The sequence below is a fragment of the Curvibacter sp. EU05-FHT14A10 genome, assembly GCF_058791075.1.
In genome coordinates, this window is the sequence record NZ_JBYTDE010000021.1 from 22,316 (window position 1) to 39,097 (window position 16,782).

15 protein-coding genes are annotated in these 16,782 nt (G+C 66.6%); 8 read left to right on the forward strand and 7 right to left on the reverse strand.

The features are described from left to right. Positions 1 to 110 precede the first annotated feature (110 nt). Positions 111 to 1,850 (forward strand): GMC family oxidoreductase, encoded by a 1,740-nt coding sequence (locus AC3WUT_RS26530; protein WP_492350066.1) that lies wholly within the window; start codon positions 111 to 113, stop codon positions 1,848 to 1,850. A 6-nt stretch (positions 1,851 to 1,856) separates the two neighbouring features. Here AC3WUT_RS26530 and AC3WUT_RS26535 read toward each other — a convergent pair whose 3' ends face one another. Next, entirely contained in the window at positions 1,857 to 3,032 is a 1,176-nt protein-coding gene (locus tag AC3WUT_RS26535) for a metallophosphoesterase family protein (protein ID WP_492350067.1), read from the reverse strand. Between the two features lie 185 nt (positions 3,033 to 3,217). Here AC3WUT_RS26535 and AC3WUT_RS26540 point away from each other — a divergent pair, with 185 nt between their 5' ends. The 4 genes from AC3WUT_RS26540 (at position 3,218) to AC3WUT_RS26555 (ending at position 7,342) form a co-directional block, all read left to right on the forward strand. Next, complete coding sequence (locus AC3WUT_RS26540; RefSeq protein WP_492350068.1) at positions 3,218 to 5,476, forward strand: TonB-dependent receptor; 2,259 nt, start codon at positions 3,218 to 3,220, stop codon at positions 5,474 to 5,476. Positions 5,477 to 5,567: 91 nt separating this feature from the next. Beyond that, positions 5,568 to 6,218, forward strand: a complete 651-nt coding sequence (locus tag AC3WUT_RS26545; RefSeq protein WP_492350069.1) for a MotA/TolQ/ExbB proton channel family protein — start codon at positions 5,568 to 5,570, stop codon at positions 6,216 to 6,218. A gap of 6 nt (positions 6,219 to 6,224) precedes the next feature. After that, the gene (locus AC3WUT_RS26550) at positions 6,225 to 6,620 is read left to right on the forward strand and encodes an ExbD/TolR family protein (RefSeq protein ID WP_492350070.1); all 396 of its coding nucleotides are present in this window, start codon (positions 6,225 to 6,227) and stop codon (positions 6,618 to 6,620) included. After that, positions 6,617 to 7,342, forward strand: a complete 726-nt coding sequence (locus AC3WUT_RS26555; protein WP_492350071.1) for an energy transducer TonB — start codon at positions 6,617 to 6,619, stop codon at positions 7,340 to 7,342. The genes AC3WUT_RS26550 and AC3WUT_RS26555 overlap by 4 nt, the downstream gene beginning before the upstream one ends. Before the next feature lie 18 nt (positions 7,343 to 7,360). Here AC3WUT_RS26555 and AC3WUT_RS26560 read toward each other — a convergent pair whose 3' ends face one another. Together AC3WUT_RS26560 and AC3WUT_RS26565 are read right to left on the reverse strand one after the other, a co-directional pair. Then, complete coding sequence (locus AC3WUT_RS26560) at positions 7,361 to 7,684, reverse strand: hypothetical protein (RefSeq protein WP_492350072.1); 324 nt, start codon at positions 7,682 to 7,684, stop codon at positions 7,361 to 7,363. 45 nt (positions 7,685 to 7,729) lie between these two features. Further along, positions 7,730 to 9,067 (reverse strand): ammonium transporter, encoded by a 1,338-nt coding sequence (locus AC3WUT_RS26565; RefSeq protein ID WP_492350073.1) that lies wholly within the window; start codon positions 9,065 to 9,067, stop codon positions 7,730 to 7,732. 334 nt (positions 9,068 to 9,401) lie between these two features. Between AC3WUT_RS26565 and AC3WUT_RS26570 the strand changes: the two genes are divergently transcribed. Then, on the forward strand, positions 9,402 to 10,160 hold the full coding sequence (locus AC3WUT_RS26570; RefSeq protein ID WP_492350074.1) for a sulfite exporter TauE/SafE family protein: 759 nt from the start codon (positions 9,402 to 9,404) through the stop codon (positions 10,158 to 10,160). 39 nt (positions 10,161 to 10,199) lie between these two features. On the opposite strand, the gene mrdA is transcribed toward AC3WUT_RS26570, so the two are convergent. The 4 genes from mrdA to AC3WUT_RS26590 form a co-directional block, all read right to left on the reverse strand. Beyond that, positions 10,200 to 12,182: a penicillin-binding protein 2 gene (mrdA, locus tag AC3WUT_RS26575; protein ID WP_492350075.1), complete on the reverse strand. Its 1,983-nt coding sequence runs from the start codon at positions 12,180 to 12,182 to the stop codon at positions 10,200 to 10,202. Further along, complete coding sequence (gene mreD, locus AC3WUT_RS26580; RefSeq protein ID WP_492350076.1) at positions 12,179 to 12,700, reverse strand: rod shape-determining protein MreD; 522 nt, start codon at positions 12,698 to 12,700, stop codon at positions 12,179 to 12,181. Before mreD ends, mrdA begins: the two co-directional genes overlap by 4 nt. Next, positions 12,697 to 13,614 carry a rod shape-determining protein MreC gene (mreC, locus tag AC3WUT_RS26585; protein WP_492350077.1) on the reverse strand — a complete coding sequence of 306 codons (918 nt, stop codon included), beginning with the start codon at positions 13,612 to 13,614 and terminating at the stop codon, positions 12,697 to 12,699. Before mreC ends, mreD begins: the two co-directional genes overlap by 4 nt. Positions 13,615 to 13,697: 83 nt before the next feature. Continuing rightward, positions 13,698 to 14,741: a rod shape-determining protein gene (locus AC3WUT_RS26590; protein ID WP_019577858.1), complete on the reverse strand. Its 1,044-nt coding sequence runs from the start codon at positions 14,739 to 14,741 to the stop codon at positions 13,698 to 13,700. A gap of 235 nt (positions 14,742 to 14,976) precedes the next feature. Between AC3WUT_RS26590 and gatC the strand changes: the two genes are divergently transcribed. Further along, on the forward strand, positions 14,977 to 15,276 hold the full coding sequence (gene gatC, locus AC3WUT_RS26595) for an Asp-tRNA(Asn)/Glu-tRNA(Gln) amidotransferase subunit GatC (RefSeq protein WP_019577859.1): 300 nt from the start codon (positions 14,977 to 14,979) through the stop codon (positions 15,274 to 15,276). Between the two features lie 12 nt (positions 15,277 to 15,288). Beyond that, on the forward strand, positions 15,289 to 16,782 hold the full coding sequence (gene gatA, locus AC3WUT_RS26600) for an Asp-tRNA(Asn)/Glu-tRNA(Gln) amidotransferase subunit GatA (protein WP_492350078.1): 1,494 nt from the start codon (positions 15,289 to 15,291) through the stop codon (positions 16,780 to 16,782).

Below are 16,782 nucleotides of genomic sequence, written 5' to 3' on the forward strand. Positions count from 1 at the left end.
TATAAGACAGTTTTGAACAACTCATTGGATTAACGGGCCAATCTGCCTGAAACTGCGTCACAGATCGCCAACGAATCATGAGATTGGCAAATACACGCCCCGGAGACACCATGAGCCAAGCCCCCTCCTCTTCACAGGCACCGGCCCCAGCGGCAGAGGCCTTGTTCGACTACATCGTGATCGGTGCCGGCACGGCGGGCGCACTGATGGCCAACCGGCTCAGTGCCGACCCCAGCCGCCGGGTGCTGCTGATCGAGGCGGGCCGCAAGGACGACTACCACTGGATCCACATCCCGGTGGGCTACCTGTACTGCATCGGCAACCCGCGCACCGACTGGCTCTACCAGACCGAACCGGCCGCCGGCCTGAACGGGCGCACCCTGCGTTACCCGCGCGGCAAGACCCTGGGTGGCTGCAGCAGCATCAACGGCATGATTTACATGCGTGGCCAGGCCCGCGACTACGAGCATTGGGCCGAACTGACGGGGGATGACGCGTGGCGTTGGCAGCAGGTGCTGCCCGAATTCATGCGCCACGAAGACCACTGGCGCCTGGATGTGGCGGGTCAATCACCGGCCGGCTTCGAGCAATGGCACGGCCACCGGCGCACCGGCAGCAGCGGGGAGTGGCGGGTTGAAAAGCAGCGCCTGCGCTGGGACGTCCTGGACGCCTTTGCCCAGGCAGCCCAGCAAGCGGGCGTGCCGGCCAGCGACGACTTCAACCAGGGCAGCAACGAAGGCGTGGGCTATTTCGAGGTGAACCAGAAAAGCGGCTGGCGCTGGAACTCGGCCAAGGCTTTTTTGCGGCCCACCTGCTATGCACGCCCCAACTTTGAACTCTGGACCCAAGCCCAGGTGGCGCGCCTGCTGCTTGAAACCCAGGCCGACGGCGGCCGACGCTGCACCGGCGTGCAGGTCTGGACGGGCAGCGAGATGGTCACGGCCCGGGCCAGCGCCGAGGTCGTGCTGTGTGCCGGCAGCATCGGCACGCCGCAGATCCTGCAACTTTCGGGCATCGGCGCGGCCCCGGAACTGCTGGCACGCGGCATTGCCCCCCAGGTCGATCTGCCCGGGGTCGGCCACAACCTGCAGGACCACCTGCAGATCCGGGCGGTGTTCAAGGTCCAGGGCGTGAAAACGCTCAACACCCTGGCCAACAGCCTGTGGGGCAAGGCGATGATCGGTCTGGAGTACGCTCTCAAACGCAGCGGCCCCATGAGCATGGCGCCCAGCCAGCTGGGGGCCTTCACGCGCAGCCGGCCCGACCTGCCCCACCCCAACATCCAGTACCACGTGCAACCCTTGAGCCTGGACGCGTTTGGCGAGCCCCTGCACAGCTTCAATGCCTTCACCGCCAGCGTGTGCAACCTCAACCCCAGCAGCCGCGGCTCGGTGCTGGTGAAAAGCCCGCGTTTTGACGAAGCCCCCGCCATCGCCCCCAACTACCTCAGCACGGACGAAGACCGCCAGGTGGCCGCCGACAGCCTGCGCCTGACGCGGCACATCGTGGCCCAGCCTGCGCTGGCGCGCTACCAGCCCCAAGAGTTCAAGCCCGGTACCCAGTACCAGAGCGATGAAGAACTGGCCCGGCTGGCCGGCGACATTGCCACCACCATCTTCCACCCCGTGGGTACCACGCGCATGGGGCGCGCCGACGACCCGCAGGCCGTGGTCGATTCGCGCCTGCGCGTGTTCGACGGCGTGGGCCTGCCCGGCCAGCCCCGGCGCACCATCGCCGGCCTGCGTGTGGTCGACGCCGGGGTGATGCCCACCATCACCAGCGGCAACACCAACAGCCCCACGCTGATGATGGCCGAGCGCGCCGCCGGCTGGATCACCGGGCGGAGCTGAGCCCGATCAGGGCAGATCCCAGGTCTTCAGCACCTGGGTGGGGCCGAAGTGCTCGTCAAAGCCCAGCACCTGGATCTGCACGCGGTCGTCGGCATAGACCTTCACATCCGCCCAGGCATAGAAGCGGTCGAAAGGGTTGCTGCTCTGGCCGGGCCAGGCGGCAAAAGGGGATCCGCCCGAGCCCACGATCACCTGCCAGGCCCGGCCCCCTTGCGCCAGCCGGGGCTGCGAGGCGTGGTAGATGTGCTGGTGGCCGCAGAAGTAGGTGGCGCCATAGTCCTCGATGACATCCCAGAACGCATCGCGCAAGGCCGGGCGCACGTTCAGGCCATCTTCACGCTCGGCCACACCGGCCTGAAACTCATACACATAGGCCATCTTGTGGCCGAACACGAAATAGTGCCTCGCTCCGCGCGCCTTGGCGGCAGCCAGGTCGGCGCGCAGCCAGCGCACCGGCGCCGAGCTGTCAAAACCCACCGGATCGGTGTTGATGACGGCCAGGTGCACCGAGCCGACATCGAATGAATAGCTGAGTTGCTGCTGCGGCGTGCTGACGCCATCACTGCCCGGGGCCGGAGCGTGGGAGGGGCGCCAGGCCTGGGCGGGCTGGCCCGTCAGGCGGCTCCAGCGCGTCTCGTCCAGGATCAGATCGCCCATGTTGGCCCGCCAGGCGTCTTCGAGCCAGGCTTGCGCCAGCTTCTCGGTGCGTCCATTGCCCAGCCGCGTCGGCACCTGAACCTCATGGTTGCCAGGCACCGGGAGCACATAGGTGCCCTGCTCCATCAAGCCAGCCACCATGCCGCGCCAGTAGGCGTACTCGCGCTCGACCTGGGTGGCATCGCGGGTGTAGCCCATGATCATGTCGCCGTTGAAGACCAGGGCCTGCGGCCGCACCGCCGCCATCTCCCGGGTCATGCGCGCCAACACCTGGGTGGCCTGTAACCAGCGCCGATCCTGCCCCGTCAAGCCCGGGGCGCGCGGGTCGTGCCGGCTGTCACCCACGGTGGTGAAGTGAAACACCGGGGCCGGCGGCGCCACATCGGCCTTCTGGGACATCGCAGGCACCGGTGCAGCGGCTGCCACTGCAGGCGTCGGGACCAAGGTACCGCCCTCAGGGAGGGCACAGGCCGACAGCAGCCAGGCACAGCAGCCCACCAGAAGCCAGTTCAATCGCAAATTCATGGGCAGCCCTCTCTCATGCGCACCGGAAACCTCAGGAGGCGCAGAGCTTAACGCCTGCCGGTGGGGCGTCGATTTGTATCCATTTGTCACAACAACGTCAACGGCATGTCACGGGCCATCTCTAGATTCCCGGGGTTCCCCATGGCTTGACCTTGTGTCCCATCCTTTGCAGAAGAACCCATAACATGTCCCACGTCTGTCCTTTCCCAACACGTCCCCTGACCCGCCTGCTGACGCTGACCCTGATCTCACTGGGGGCCTCACAGGCCGCCCTGGCCGACACCGTTGACCTTGGCACCGTCGGCGGCAGCGGTGGCGCTGCCGCCACGCCGACCGTGAAAGCCGAACGCGGTACCGCAGCCTCGGTGGCCCCCACGCAAGCCAGCCTGAAAGCCACCCAGCCTCAGTCGATCATCTCGCGCGCCTTCATCGAAGACTCGACCCCGCCCACCGGCAACTTCAACACCATCACGGCGATTGCGCCCAGCGTGGCGTCGATGCCTTCCACCAACGGCCCAGGCCTGGCCGACCAGAAGATGAGCCTGCGCGGCTTCCAGGACGGTGAGTACAACGTCACCTTCGACGGCATCCCCTTCGGCGACTCGAACGGCCCGACCCACCACTCGACCGCCTACTTTCCGGCCTCGGTGATTGGCGGCATGGTGATCGAGCGTGGCCCGGGCAATGCCAGCAACATCGGTTATTCGACCTACGGCGGCAGCGTCAACCTGTTCTCCAAGACCCCCTCGGAAACGCAGCAGGTTCAGGTGTATGGCTCGGTGGGCTCGTGGGGCACGGTGCTGGAAGGCATTGCCTACGAAAGCGGCCGCATGGAGGGCAGCGACGCCACCCTGCAACTCAATGCCCAGCACATGGGCGCCAAGGGCTACCTGACCCACAACGACCAGGTCAACAAGAACATCACCGCCAAGTACCAGCGCCCCGTGGGCGACAGCAGCCTGCTGACGCTGTTCATGAGCCTGGCCGATGTGAAGACCAACACCCCTGACAACGCCAGCGGCCCGACCCGTGCCCAGGTGAACGCCATGGGCGCCAACTACAGCCTGAACAGCAATCCGCGCAGCCAGGGCTACTACGGCTACAACTACGCGGCCAAGCAGACCGACATGGAATATGTGCGCCTGCAAAGCCGCCTGGCGTCGGGCTGGGAAATCGACAACAACGCCTACACCTACGCCTACACCAACAGCACCACGGCCGGCCAGGACCCCTCGCTGTACAACGGCACCGCCGACACCAGCCTGAGCTTCACCAACCTGCTCAAGAAGCCCGTGACCCTGCCCAACGGGGACGTGCCCGGCTACTACAAGCTCAACATGTACCGCGTGTGGGGCGATGTGTTCAAAGCGACCAAACAGTTCGACGCCGGCCTGCTGCGCACTGGCTTTTGGTACGAGGGCTCGCGCACCCAGCGCCACAACCTGGAGGCCGACCTGACCACCGGCCAGCAACTGCCTGGGGCCAATGGGTCCTACCCGACCGGCGTGGTCACCTCGTCCAACTTTGCCGAGCAGAACTCGAACTGGCACCAGGTGCAGCCCTTTGCCGAGTTCGAATGGGCCGCCGCCAAGGGCCTGACCGTGACCCCGGGCCTGAAGACCATGTGGTACCACATGGGCCTGAAATCGGCCATGAACCAGAAGTCGCTGACCCCGCAGGACTACCAGTACACCTACCACGCGGTGCTGCCCTTCCTGACCGTGAACCAGCAGCTCGACGGCAGCAACTCGCTGTACGCCCAGTACGCCAAGGGCATGCAGGTGCCCTTCCTGGGCGTGGGCTCGCCCAACGGTGCCGCACCGGACCCGCAGACCACCACCAACTACCAGGTGGGTGCCGTGCACAAGTCGGACGCGCTCACGCTGTCGGGCGACATCTACTACATCACGGTCAACAACCTGCAGCTCAACACCGGCACCAGCGCCAACCCGAACTACATCAACGCCGGCGGCGCCATCTACAAGGGCATTGAAGGCGAGGCCACCTACATGATCGGCCAAGGCCTGGCCGCCTACGGCAACGTGGGCGTCAACAGCGCCAAGTACAAGGCCGGCAACGCGGCCAACGGCCAGCCCACGGGCGACGTGCCCAACGCCCCCAATGTGACCACCGCCCTGGGCGCGCTCTACAACATTGGCCCCTGGAACGCCTCGCTGATCTTCAAGCGCATCGGCGAGCAGTACAACGCCAAGCTGGGTGGCAAGCTCAGCCACATCGACAACACCGACCTGAACGTGGCCTACACCTTCAAGAACGTCGGTGCGTTGATGGGCGCCAAGGCCCTGAAGCTGCAGTTCAGCGTGTTCAACCTGACCAACCGGCAAAACCTGATCGCCGTGAGCGGCCCGCTGAGCAGCGCCTCCACCCAGTACCAGTGGCAGGCCCCCCGCAGCTACATGCTGTCGGCCCGCGCCGATTTCTGAGACGCCGAGCCCTTGGCGCTCTGACTGGGGCCAGCACCCGCTGGCCCCAGATGCCTTCTGCCCCGCCACTGACCCACTGCACGAGCCCGACATGACCCCCTCCAAACTGTTTGAACTGGCCAACGCCTCCGGCGGCACCCTGTACCTGATGGGCCTGCTGCTGCTGATTGCCCTGACCGTGATCATCGAACGCAGCCGCCACCTGCTGAACATGCAGCAAGCCGGCGTCGACCTGATGAATGCCTTGCGCGACGACCCGGCCCTGCTGGCGCCGGCCACCCAGGTGTTGCTGAAAAAACATGCCGATCAGCCGCATGTGCGGGTGATCCGCAGCCTGGACAACGAGCCCGCCGAATCGTCCAGCGACACCGCAGCCGGCCACATCGAAGAATCGCTGATGCACGAGGTGCCCTTGCTGGACCGATCGCTGTGGGTGCTGGACACCGTCATCACCCTGGCCCCGCTGCTGGGCCTGTTCGGCACCATCGTGGGCATGTTCCGCGCCTTCTCGGTGCTGGACGATGTGCAGAACGGGGCCAGCCAGGTCACCGGCGGCATCGCCGAAGCCCTGATCGCCACTGCCTGCGGCCTGTTCATCGCCATGCTCGGCCTGATCTTCTTCAACTGGCTGAGCACCCGGGTGCGCGTGATCGTGCACCAGCTCGAAACCCTCAAGATCATGCTGCTGAACCGCCGCCGCCCACAGCCCACGCAGCAGGCCTCGCACCTGAAGGCCGTGTGAGTCGCCATGCGTTACTTCGAAACCAAGAAAGCCCGCATCGAGATCATTCCGATGATCGACATCATGCTGTTCCTGCTGGTCTTCTTTGCCATGATGACCCTGAAAATGATCCCCACCTCGGGCCACGTCAGCAAGCTGCCCACCAGCAGCACGGCCACCGCGATGCCTTCGCCCAAACTGCTGGTGGAGGTGCATGAGGACGGCTCGCTGCATGTCGATGGGCAGGCCCTGCCAGCCCCCGAGCTGACGGCCCTGGTCAAGCAGCGCGACGCCGCCCACCTGGCCGTCACCATCGCGGGTGGCGAGCAAGTCAACCTGCAGCAGCTGATGGGCGCGATCGACGCCGTGCGACTGGGCGGCGCCACCCAGATCGGGCTGGCGGCACGCACCGTGCGGCCATGAGCACCTTGTCTGCCGCCACCAGGCTGCTGCCCCGCCCCGCAGCGCCCACACGGCCCCCGCTGTGGCCAGCGTTTGGTGCCGCCCTGACCCTGGAAGCCGCAGCCGTGGCGGGCCTGCTGCTCTGGCTGAGCCTGCACCCGGCCGAGCCACCGCTGCGCGTGCTGCCCTTGCAGATCGAGGCAGCGCCTGCCCCCACGCCCCAGGCAGCACCGACACCGCCGGTGAGCAAGCCGCCCCCACCGCTGCCGACCCCCCAGCCCGTGCAACGCAGCCCGCGCCCCGCCATGGCCCCGCCCGCAGCGCCGGCCCCCACGCCACCGCTGCCGGTGAGCAGCGCCCCCAGCGAAGTGGCAGCCACGCCCCAGGCCCAGGCCGCCGCTGCGCCGGCCGTGGCCGCGCCACCGGCACCGCCGCCCCCACCGCCGCCCGCCGGCCCGACGGGGCCTTCGCCCGAGTACATCGCCAAGGTGCGCGCCGCTGTGCAGGCCGCCTTCATCTACCCGCCCGCGGCCGTGGCGGCCGACTTCCATGGCCGTACCCGGGTGGCCTTCACGCTGCGGGGCACCACCCCGGCCAACGCCCGCGTGCTGGTGGGCAGTGGCATGGGCCTGGTGGACCGGGCCGCCCTGCAGTCGGTGCGCTCGGCCATCTATCCATCACCGCCCCCGGAGATGAGCCAGACGGAGTCGCAGTTCGAGGTGTGGGTGGAGTTCAAGCCCTGACCACGGTCAGGGGCAGGTTCAGCGCAGGCCGCCGATATAGCGCGGGGCCTCCGGGTCGGCCGGGCTGGCTGGGGCCGCAGCACGCAGGCCCACCCGCGCCAACTGCTCGCGCGCCGACACAGCCGGCGCCGGCCGAGGGTTCCAGGCCTGATCCAGCTTGTCAGCCCATTCGGCCAGGTCGGCGTGCGCGCCTTCCTGGGCCGCACTGCGCGCCACCCGCACCATCTCAGCCGCGTAGTCGGCATTGACGGCCATCCATTCGGTGTCCGTCACCCGACCGGCCTTGCGGCGCAACAAGACATGCAGGTGGGCCGCGATGGCCAACTTTTCACTGGCAAGCATGAGCGGTTCTCCAGACAAATTCCATCGGGCAGCGGGGACGCAAGCTCATGCCCCCAGGTGCTCTCGGTGCTGGGCCACATCCAGGCCCCCTTGCTCACTGGCCTCGTCCACCCGCAGGCCCACCAACACGCGGGTCAGCCCCAGCACCACCCAAGTCATCACCAAGCTGTAACCCAGCACCGCCACAGCCCCCAGGGCCTGCACCACGAGTTGCCCCTTGGCCCCACCCACCACCGGGTTGGCCAGCAAGCCCGTCATCAGGCAGCCCACCAGGCCCCCGATGCCATGAACGCCAAAGACGTCCAGTGAGTCGTCGGCGCGCAGCAGGCGCTTCAGGCCGGTGGCCCCCCAATAGCAAGCCAGCCCGGCCACCGCGCCGATCAGCACGGCCGAGGCCGGTGTCACATAGCCCGAAGCCGGCGTGATGGCCACCAGGCCCGCCACCACCCCGGAGCACAGGCCCAGCAGCGAAGGGCGGCGGCGGCGCACCCATTCCCCCAGCATCCAGGCCAGGGCACCGGCACAGGCGGCCAGGTGGGTGACCAGCATGGCCAGGCCGGCCCGGCCGTCGGCGGCCAGGGCCGAGCCCGCGTTGAAGCCAAACCAGCCCACCCACAGCAGGCCCGTGCCCACCATGGTCAAGGCCAGGCTGTAGGGCTCAAAAGGCTCCCGCCCGTAACCCTGGCGCGGCCCCAGCACATAGGCACAGACCAGACCTGCCGCACCGGCGTTGATGTGCACCACCGTGCCGCCGGCAAAATCCAGCGTGCCCAGCTGGGCCATCCAGCCCCCAGGCTCCCAGGCCCAATGGGCCACCGGGGCGTACACCAGCAGCGACCACAGGCCGGCAAACCACAGCAGGGCAGAAAACCGCATGCGCTCGACCAGGGCCCCCACGATCAAGGCCGGCGTGATGACGGCGAAGGTCAGCTGGAACATGGCGAACACCGACTCGGGCACATGCGGCGCCAGATGGCTCACCGCCACCTGGGCCCCCTCTTTCACGTAGTCCATGCCTGCAAAGCCGGCCCGCGCCCATGAGCCCAACCAGGGCGTGCCCGGCGTGAAGGCCAGCGAATACCCCAACCCCAGCCACAGCAGGCTGACCAGGGCCGCCACCGCCAGCACGCTGGCCATGGTGTTGATCACGTTCTTGCGCCGCACCATCCCGGCGTAGAACAAGGCCAGGCCCGGCAGGGTCATGAGCAGCACCAGGGCGGTGGCGCTCAGCATCCAGGCCGTGTCGGCCGGGTTCAGGCTGGCCTCGGGCACCAGGCCCGGGCGGCTGATCGCCAGCGCCGACTCGGCCCGCACCGAACAGGCCAGACAGGCCCAGCCCAGCGCCCCAATCACCTTGCTGTTTCCCAACACTCTTGCGCGCATCCTGCCTCCAGGGGTTCTTCTGACGCACAAGCTGCATGACTCATGCCAGGGGCTGAACGGGGCCTGCAGCACGATTGGGGGCAGGGAAACCCCCAATGCACCGAAATGGTCCAAAGTTATACATTTCATGCACTCGCGACGGGCACACAGTGACCTGTCATGGCGGGGGATCGAGGAGACAAACCTTCAAAACAACCAGAACATCATCTGGACGGTGCTCAAAGAAGCTGCCGCAACCTGACAAAGGCGCCCAACCGGGCGCCTTTTTTATTGGCTGAAACGCCTCCGACCCGATCAGCCGATCCCCCCGGCAGGCGATGCGACAATCCGCCCAATGGACTTCTTTCTTGTATCGCTGGCCTCGTTGCTGGCAGGATTCATCGATTCGATCGTCGGCGGCGGCGGCCTGGTCCTGGTACCAGCCCTGTTCGCCATCTACCCCACCACGCCACCGGCCACCCTCTTCGGCATCAACAAGAGCGCCTCGATCTGGGGCACAGGCATCGCCACCTGGCAGTACCAGCGCCGCGTGAGCCTGCGTTGGCCCACCGTGTTGCCCGCCGCAGCCGCGGGCTTTGCCGGGGCCTTTGCGGGGGCCTGGGCCGTGACCCAGATCTCGCCCGAGTTTCTGCGCCGCCTGCTGCCCCTGATCCTGCTTGGTGTGCTGGCCTACACCCTGGCCCGCAAGGAACTCGGACGTCACCATGCGCCGCGCTTTGCGGGCCTGCATGAGACCGCCGCCATCAGCCTGATCGGCTTGGTGATCGGTTTCTACGATGGTTTCTTCGGCCCGGGCACGGGCAGCTTCTTTGTCTTTTTGCTGGTGCGCTGGCTGGGCTACGACTTTTTGAACGCGTCGGCCAATGCCAAGCTGCTGAACACCGCCACCAACCTGGCCGCACTGATCCTGTTCAGCCTCAAGGGCCATGTGTGGTGGCACTACGCGCTGCCGCTGGCGGCGGCCAATGTGCTGGGCAGCGTGCTGGGCACGCGGCTGGCCCTCAAACATGGGGCAGGCTTTGTGCGCGGCGTGTTCATCGCCGTGGTGTCGCTCCTGATCCTCAAGACGGGCTACGACGCCTTCCTGCGCTGAGGCCGGCGGGCCGCGGCCCGCCGCCGCCCGCTCGGTGCGTCAACGGCTGCTGCCGCGCGCCGGCAGTTGGCCCTGCGACAGATCGGGCAACCCGGGCACTTCCGACACCTTGCGCGGGGTGCCTATCGGGGTCTGGGCCTGGCCGGCCTGCACGGCGGCCAGGTCCGGCTCGCTGGGGTATTGCTGCATCAGCCAGTAGTCGAACACCCGGCGTGCGATGGGCGCTGCCGTGGCCCCACCCCAGCCCGCGTTCTCGACCACCATGGCCAGGGCGATCTGCGGGTCCTGGGCCGGTGCAAAGGCCATGTACAGCGCGTGATCGCGGTAGCGCTCGGACAGCTTGGCGGCGTCGTATTTTTCGTTTTGCTTGACCGTCACCACCTGGGCGGTGCCGGTCTTGCCGGCGGCCACATAGCCGGCGCCCCGGAAGGCCGTGGCCCCGGTGCCCTCGGTGTTCACACCCACCAGCGCATTGCGAATGACAGCGATGTTGGCGGGCTTGGCGGTCAACTCGGCCTTGATTTCCTGCTGGGTGTCTTGCGACTGGCGCGTCACCACATCGGTCACCTGGCGGACCAGGTGCGGCTTCATCTTGACGCCATTGTTGGCCAGCACGCCCGTGGCCGTGGCCAGTTGCAGCATGGTGAAGTTGTTGTAGCCCTGGCCAATGCCCAGCGAGATGGTCTCGCCCGAGTACCAACGCTTCTGCTCAGGACGCTTGTAGGCGTTGCGCTTCCAATCGGTGGAGGGCAGGATGCCGCGCACCTCACCGAAGATGTCGATGCCGGTGAGCGCACCAAAGCCGAACTTCTGCATCTCGTCGTGGATCAGGTCCACGCCCATGTCGTTGGCCAGCATGTAGTAATAGGTGTCGCACGACTGCACGATCGACTTGTACATGTCCACCGTGCCATGGCCGCCTTCCTTGTCATCGCGGAAGCGGTGGTTGCCGAACATGAAATAGCCCGGGTCGTAGATCGTCTGCTGGGGCGTGCGCTTGCCCGTCTCCAGCGCGGCCAGGGCCATGAAGGGCTTGTAGGTGGAGCCCGGCGGGTAGGTGCCACGCAAGGCCCGGTTCAACAGGGGCTTGTCGGGTGACTCGTTGAGGGCTTGCCAATTCTCCTGGTCGATGCCGTCCACGAACAGGTTGGGGTCGAAAGTGGGCTTGCTGACAAAGGCCAGCACCTCGCCGGTCTTGGGGTCCAGTGCCACCAGGGCACCCCGGCGCTCGCCGAACAGGTCTTCGACCAGCTTCTGCAGCTTGATGTCGATCGACAGCATCACGGTGTTGCCCGGTGTGGCCGGGTGGCTGGCCAGGCGCCGCACGGCGCGGCCACCGGCCGAGGTCTCCATCTGCTCGACACCGGTGATCCCATGCAGCTGCCGCTCGAAGCTCTGCTCCACGCCCAGCTTGCCGATGTACTCGGTGCCTCGGTAGTTGGCTTCGTCGTCCGAATCCTGGATGTCTTCCTTTTCCCTCTGGTTGACGCGGCCGATGTAGCCGATCACGTGGCTGGCCAGCGGCCCATAGGGGTAGTTGCGAAACAGCCGGGCCTTGATCTCGACGCCCGGAAAGCGGAAGCGCTGGGCGGCAAAGCGAGCCACCTCTTCGTCTGACAGCCGGGTGCGGATGGGCAGCGACTCGAAGCTCTTGGACTCTTCGACCAGCTTCTTGAAGCGACGCCGGTCGCGGGCCTGGATGTCGACCACGGTGGCCAGGCCATCGATCACCTCGTCCAGCGGGCCGGCCTTGGAGGGCGTGATCTCCAGCGTGTAGGCCGAGTAATTGGTGGCCAGCACCACGCCATTGCGGTCCACGATCAGGCCGCGGTTGGGCACGATGGGCACCACCGCGGTGCGGTTGTTCTCAGCCTGCTCGGCCAGGTCCTCGTGACGCACCACCTGCAGGTAGATCAGGCGGGCCACCAGCAAAGAGAAACAAATCAACACCACCGCGCCCGCCGCCACCACACGGGTGCGGAAGCGCCACAGGTCGACCTCGACGTTGCGCAGCTCGGTCATAGCGGCCGGTTTTCATCGCGATCCGGCGGACGCCGTTGAGGCGCCAGCAGCACCCAGGACGCCAGCGGCCACAGCAAGGCCTCGAGCGTGCCCGCCAGCAGGAACCAGAAACCCGGAAAGATGCCGCCCAGCAACACCCGCAAAGCCAGCTCGACCAGGTGCGCACCCAGGAACAATGGCAGCAACTGCAGCGCCTGCGACGGCACACTGAACCACAGCAGGCGGCGTTGCATCTGCGTGGCCAGGTAACTCAAGCCGGCATAGACCAGGGCATGCTGCCCCAGCAGCGCCGACTGGTGCACGTCCATGACCAGGCCCAGCACAAAACCCGCGCCAATGCCCACCCGCTGGGGCTGATGCACCGACCAGAACATCAGCAACAGCAGCAGCACATCGGGCATGCCCGGCATGCGGCCCAGCGGCAGCAGGTTGACCAGCAGGCCCACCACCACGGAGGTCCAGATGAAGACCGGATTGGCCGGCAGCAAAAGCTGCTGGCCGCTCGCTTTGCCCATCATTTGCGGCCTCCCTTGCGCTGCGGTGCGGCGGGTTCGGGCTGCGGCCGCGGCGGCACCTGGTCGCCCAGGGGGCTCAGCACCATCACGTGACGCGACGCCATCACCAGGCCCAGGGGCACGCAATGGATGCGCGCAAAGGCCGAATCGGCCCGGCGCTCCACCTTGTCCACCCGGGCCACCGGCAGGCCGGGCGGGTAGACGCCATCGACCCCGCTGGTGGACAGCAGATCGCCAGCCTGCACATCCGCATTGGCGGGCATGTAGCGCAGCTCCAGGCCGCCACCGTTGGCGATCGGGTCACCATAGGCCACGCTGCGCGCACCGGTGCGGGTGTTGAGCACAGGAATCGCGAAATCGCGGTCGATCACCAGGGTCACCTCGGCCAGCAGCGGGTCCACCCGCGTCACCTGGCCCAGCACCCCGGCCTCGTCGATCACCGGTGAGCCCAGCGCCACGCCCTTGAGCTGCCCGCGGTCGATGATGACGCGGCGGGTGTAGGGGTCGGGCGCGTCATACAGCACCTCGGCCGCCTGGGCCTCGGATTTGAATCGCTCATGCAGCCCCAGCAGCTCGCGCAGGCGGGTGTTCTCCTGCTGCAGTTGCTCGACCTGGTTGGCGCGCTGCGACTGCAAGGCCAGCTTGCGGCGGGCCTCTTCTTCGATCGCCTGTGCCGAATTCAGCGACTCGAAGTACTCAGCCGCCGATTGGCTTGCCCGCACCGGTTGCAAGGCCACCCATTGCAGCGGGTACAAGGCCGTGTCGACCGCCGCCCGCAGAGGGTGCGTCAGGTGAAAGCGCGCATCGGCCACCATCAGAAACACCGACAAGGCGCTGAAGAACAACAGCCGGGTCAGCGGTGTTGGCCCTTGCCGGAAAAGCGACGGCGCGTTGCGGTCCAGGGTTCCCAGAGGCATGTTCGGCTAGACCCAGGTGTCACCAGAATCGCAAAAAGCCGGCCGCCTGAACGACGAACCGGCTTGGTGCGGACATGGTGGTGTTATTCGCTCGTGAAGATGCTGCCCAGACGGTCCATGCGCTCCAGCGCGATGCCGCAACCGCGCACCACGCAGGTCAGCGGGTCTTCGGCGACCAGCACCGGCAGGCCGGTTTCCTCGGCCAGCAGGCGGTCCAGGTCGCGCAGCAAAGCACCACCGCCGGTCAGCATCATGCCGCGGTCGGCAATGTCGGCGCCCAGTTCGGGCGGGGTCTGTTCCAGCGCGTTCTTGACGGCCGAGACGATCTGGTTGAGCGGGTCGGTCAGCGCCTCCAGCACTTCGTTGCTGGAGATGGTGAAGCTGCGCGGCACGCCTTCGCTGAGGTTGCGGCCCTTGACTTCCATCTCGCGCACTTCAGAGCCCGGGAAGGCCGAACCGATCTGCTTCTTGATGGCTTCAGCGGTAGGCTCGCCGATCAGCATGCCGTAGTTGCGGCGGATGTAATTGATGATGGCCTCGTCGAACTTGTCGCCGCCCACGCGGACCGAGCCCTTGTAGACCATGCCGCCCAGCGAGATCACACCGACTTCGGTGGTACCGCCACCAATGTCCACCACCATCGAGCCGCTGGCTTCGGACACCGGCAGGCCGGCGCCGATGCCGGCCGCCATGGGTTCTTCGATCAGGTACACCGCGGTGGCACCTGCGGCCTCGGCCGCGTCCTTGATGGCGCGACGCTCAACCTGGGTGGAGCCACAGGGCACGCAGATGATGATGCGCGGGCTGGGGGCCAGCAACGTGCGCGGGTGCACCATCTTGATGAACTGCTTGATCATCTGCTCGGTGATCACGAAATCGGCGATCACGCCGTCTTTCATGGGGCGGATGGCCTCGATGTTGCCAGGCACCTTGCCCAGCATGGCCTTGGCCTCACGGCCCACGGCCTGGATGACCTTCTTGCCGTGCGGGCCGCCTTCATGGCGGATGGCGACCACAGAGGGTTCGTCCAGCACGATGCCCTTGTCGCGGGCAAAGATCAGGGTGTTGGCAGTGCCAAGGTCAATGGCAAGGTCGGTGGAGAAATACCGACGGAAGGCTCCAAACATTCAAAATCCTCTCAGGCACGGCATGCGCTTCGGCCCGCCGTCGCCTCAATTTTCGGGGTCAGTTACAGGGTCACCAGGGGTCAAAATGAGCGGTTTTTAGCTCAATTACCAGCACTTTGGGGGGTAACGCGACAAAGACGGGATAATACCCGATCCCCTGTGAATAACTTCCTCCGACCTCCTCGGAACACCGCTGCGACAGCGGCTTTTTTCAGATACCACCCGCTCAAACTCTATGGCCCTCACCTCTCAGGACATAGCCCGGATCGCCAACCTGGCCCGGCTGGAACTTCAACCTGCCGAAAGCGAGCGCATGCTCACCCAGCTCAATGGTTTCTTTGACATCGTCGAAAAAATGCGCGCTGTCGACACCACCGGTCTGGAGCCCCTGGCTCACCCGGTGGCCGCCATCCAGGAGGTGGCGCTGCGCCTGCGTGACGACATCGCCAGCGAGCCCAACCAGCGCGAGGCCAACCAGCAAAGCGCGCCCGCCGTCGAGCGGGGCCTGTTCCTGGTGCCCAAGGTGATCGAGTAAGGAATCGTTCGAATGACCTCCCCTGCATTGCATGACCTCAGCGTGGCCGAACTGGCCCGCCAGCTTCAGAAGCGTGAAGTTTCCGCCGTCGAGGCGGCCCAGCATTTTCTCGGCCGCATCCAGGCCGCACCTGAACTCGGGGCTTTTGTCGCCCTGAACGAAGAGGCCACCCTGGCCCAGGCCCGGGCCGCCGATGAGCGGATTGCGGCCGGCCAGGCCCGCGCCCTGGACGGTGTGCCGATTGCACACAAAGATATTTTTGTTACAAAGAGTTTCCCCAGCACCGCCGGCTCCAAGATGCTGGCGGGCTACCAGTCGCCGTTTGACGCCACCGTGGTCACACGGCTGGCCGATGCTGGCGCGGTGACCCTGGGCAAGCTCAACTGTGACGAGTTCGCCATGGGTTCGGCCAATGAGAACTCGGCCATCGCCCCGCTGGGCTTCGAGCAGCCCGCCCCGGTGCGCAACCCCTGGGACCGCAACCGCGTGCCCGGCGGCTCGTCGGGTGGCAGCGCCGCGGCCGTGGCGGCCCGCCTGGCCCCGGCCGTGACCGGCACCGACACCGGCGGCTCGATCCGCCAGCCCGCCAGTTTCTGCGGCATCACCGGCATCAAGCCCACCTATGGCCGGGCCTCACGCTACGGCATGATCGCCTTCGCCTCCAGCCTGGACCAGGCCGGCCCCATGGCCCGCAGCGCCGAAGACTGTGCCCTGCTGCTGTCGGCGATCTGCGGCCCCGACCCGGACCGCGACTCGACCTCGCTCGACGTGCCGGCCGAAGACTTTTCGCGTGGTCTGAACGACTCGATCGAAGGCCTGCGCATCGGCGTGCCGGCCGAGTTCTTTGGCGAAGGCCTGGCCCCTGATGTGCGTGCCGCCGTCGACGCCGCCCTGAAAGAGTATGAGAAGCTGGGCGCCACCCTGGTGCCGATCAGCCTGCCGCGCACCGAACTGTCCATCCCGGTCTACTACATCATCGCCCCGGCCGAGGCCAGCTCGAACCTGAGCCGCTTCGACGGCGTGAAGTTCGGCCACCGCGCCAAGGACTACGGCGACCTGACCGACATGTACAAGAAGACCCGCGCCGAAGGCTTTGGCGACGAGGTCAAGCGCCGCATCATGATCGGTGCCTATGTGCTGTCGCACGGTTACTACGACGCCTACTACCTGCAGGCGCAGAAGATCCGCCGCATGATTGCCGACGACTTCCAGCAGGCCTTCAAGCAATGCGACGTGATCGCCGGCCCGGTGGCCCCCACCGTGGCCTGGAAGCTGGGCGAGAAATCAGCCGACCCGGTGGCCAACTACCTGGCCGACATCTTCACCCTGCCCGGCTCGCTGGCCGGCCTGCCCGGCATGAGCCTGCCGGCCGGCTTCGGCGAAGGCGGCATGCCCGTGGGCCTGCAGCTGATCGGCAACTACTTCGGCGAAACCCGTCTGCTGAACGCCGCCCACCGCTTCCAGCAAGCCACTGACTTCCACCTCCGCCGTCCGGAGAGCATCTGA

Excerpts from the sequence above, each read along its gene's own strand:
- gatC (WP_019577859.1), top strand. The coding sequence starts at position 14,977 with ATGGCCCTCACCTCTCAGGACATAGCCCGGATCGCCAACCTGGCCCGG.
- AC3WUT_RS26535 (WP_492350067.1), bottom strand. The coding sequence starts at position 3,032 with ATGAATTTGCGATTGAACTGGCTTCTGGTGGGCTGCTGTGCCTGGCTG.
- AC3WUT_RS26545 (WP_492350069.1), top strand. The coding sequence starts at position 5,568 with ATGACCCCCTCCAAACTGTTTGAACTGGCCAACGCCTCCGGCGGCACC.
- AC3WUT_RS26560 (WP_492350072.1), bottom strand. The coding sequence starts at position 7,684 with ATGCTTGCCAGTGAAAAGTTGGCCATCGCGGCCCACCTGCATGTCTTG.
- AC3WUT_RS26570 (WP_492350074.1), top strand. The coding sequence starts at position 9,402 with ATGGACTTCTTTCTTGTATCGCTGGCCTCGTTGCTGGCAGGATTCATC.
- mrdA (WP_492350075.1), bottom strand. The coding sequence starts at position 12,182 with ATGACCGAGCTGCGCAACGTCGAGGTCGACCTGTGGCGCTTCCGCACC.
- AC3WUT_RS26565 (WP_492350073.1), bottom strand. The coding sequence starts at position 9,067 with ATGCGCGCAAGAGTGTTGGGAAACAGCAAGGTGATTGGGGCGCTGGGC.
- AC3WUT_RS26540 (WP_492350068.1), top strand. The coding sequence starts at position 3,218 with ATGTCCCACGTCTGTCCTTTCCCAACACGTCCCCTGACCCGCCTGCTG.
- gatA (WP_492350078.1), top strand. The coding sequence starts at position 15,289 with ATGACCTCCCCTGCATTGCATGACCTCAGCGTGGCCGAACTGGCCCGC.
- AC3WUT_RS26530 (WP_492350066.1), top strand. The coding sequence starts at position 111 with ATGAGCCAAGCCCCCTCCTCTTCACAGGCACCGGCCCCAGCGGCAGAG.
- mreC (WP_492350077.1), bottom strand. The coding sequence starts at position 13,614 with ATGCCTCTGGGAACCCTGGACCGCAACGCGCCGTCGCTTTTCCGGCAA.
- AC3WUT_RS26590 (WP_019577858.1), bottom strand. The coding sequence starts at position 14,741 with ATGTTTGGAGCCTTCCGTCGGTATTTCTCCACCGACCTTGCCATTGAC.
- mreD (WP_492350076.1), bottom strand. The coding sequence starts at position 12,700 with ATGATGGGCAAAGCGAGCGGCCAGCAGCTTTTGCTGCCGGCCAATCCG.
- AC3WUT_RS26555 (WP_492350071.1), top strand. The coding sequence starts at position 6,617 with ATGAGCACCTTGTCTGCCGCCACCAGGCTGCTGCCCCGCCCCGCAGCG.
- AC3WUT_RS26550 (WP_492350070.1), top strand. The coding sequence starts at position 6,225 with ATGCGTTACTTCGAAACCAAGAAAGCCCGCATCGAGATCATTCCGATG.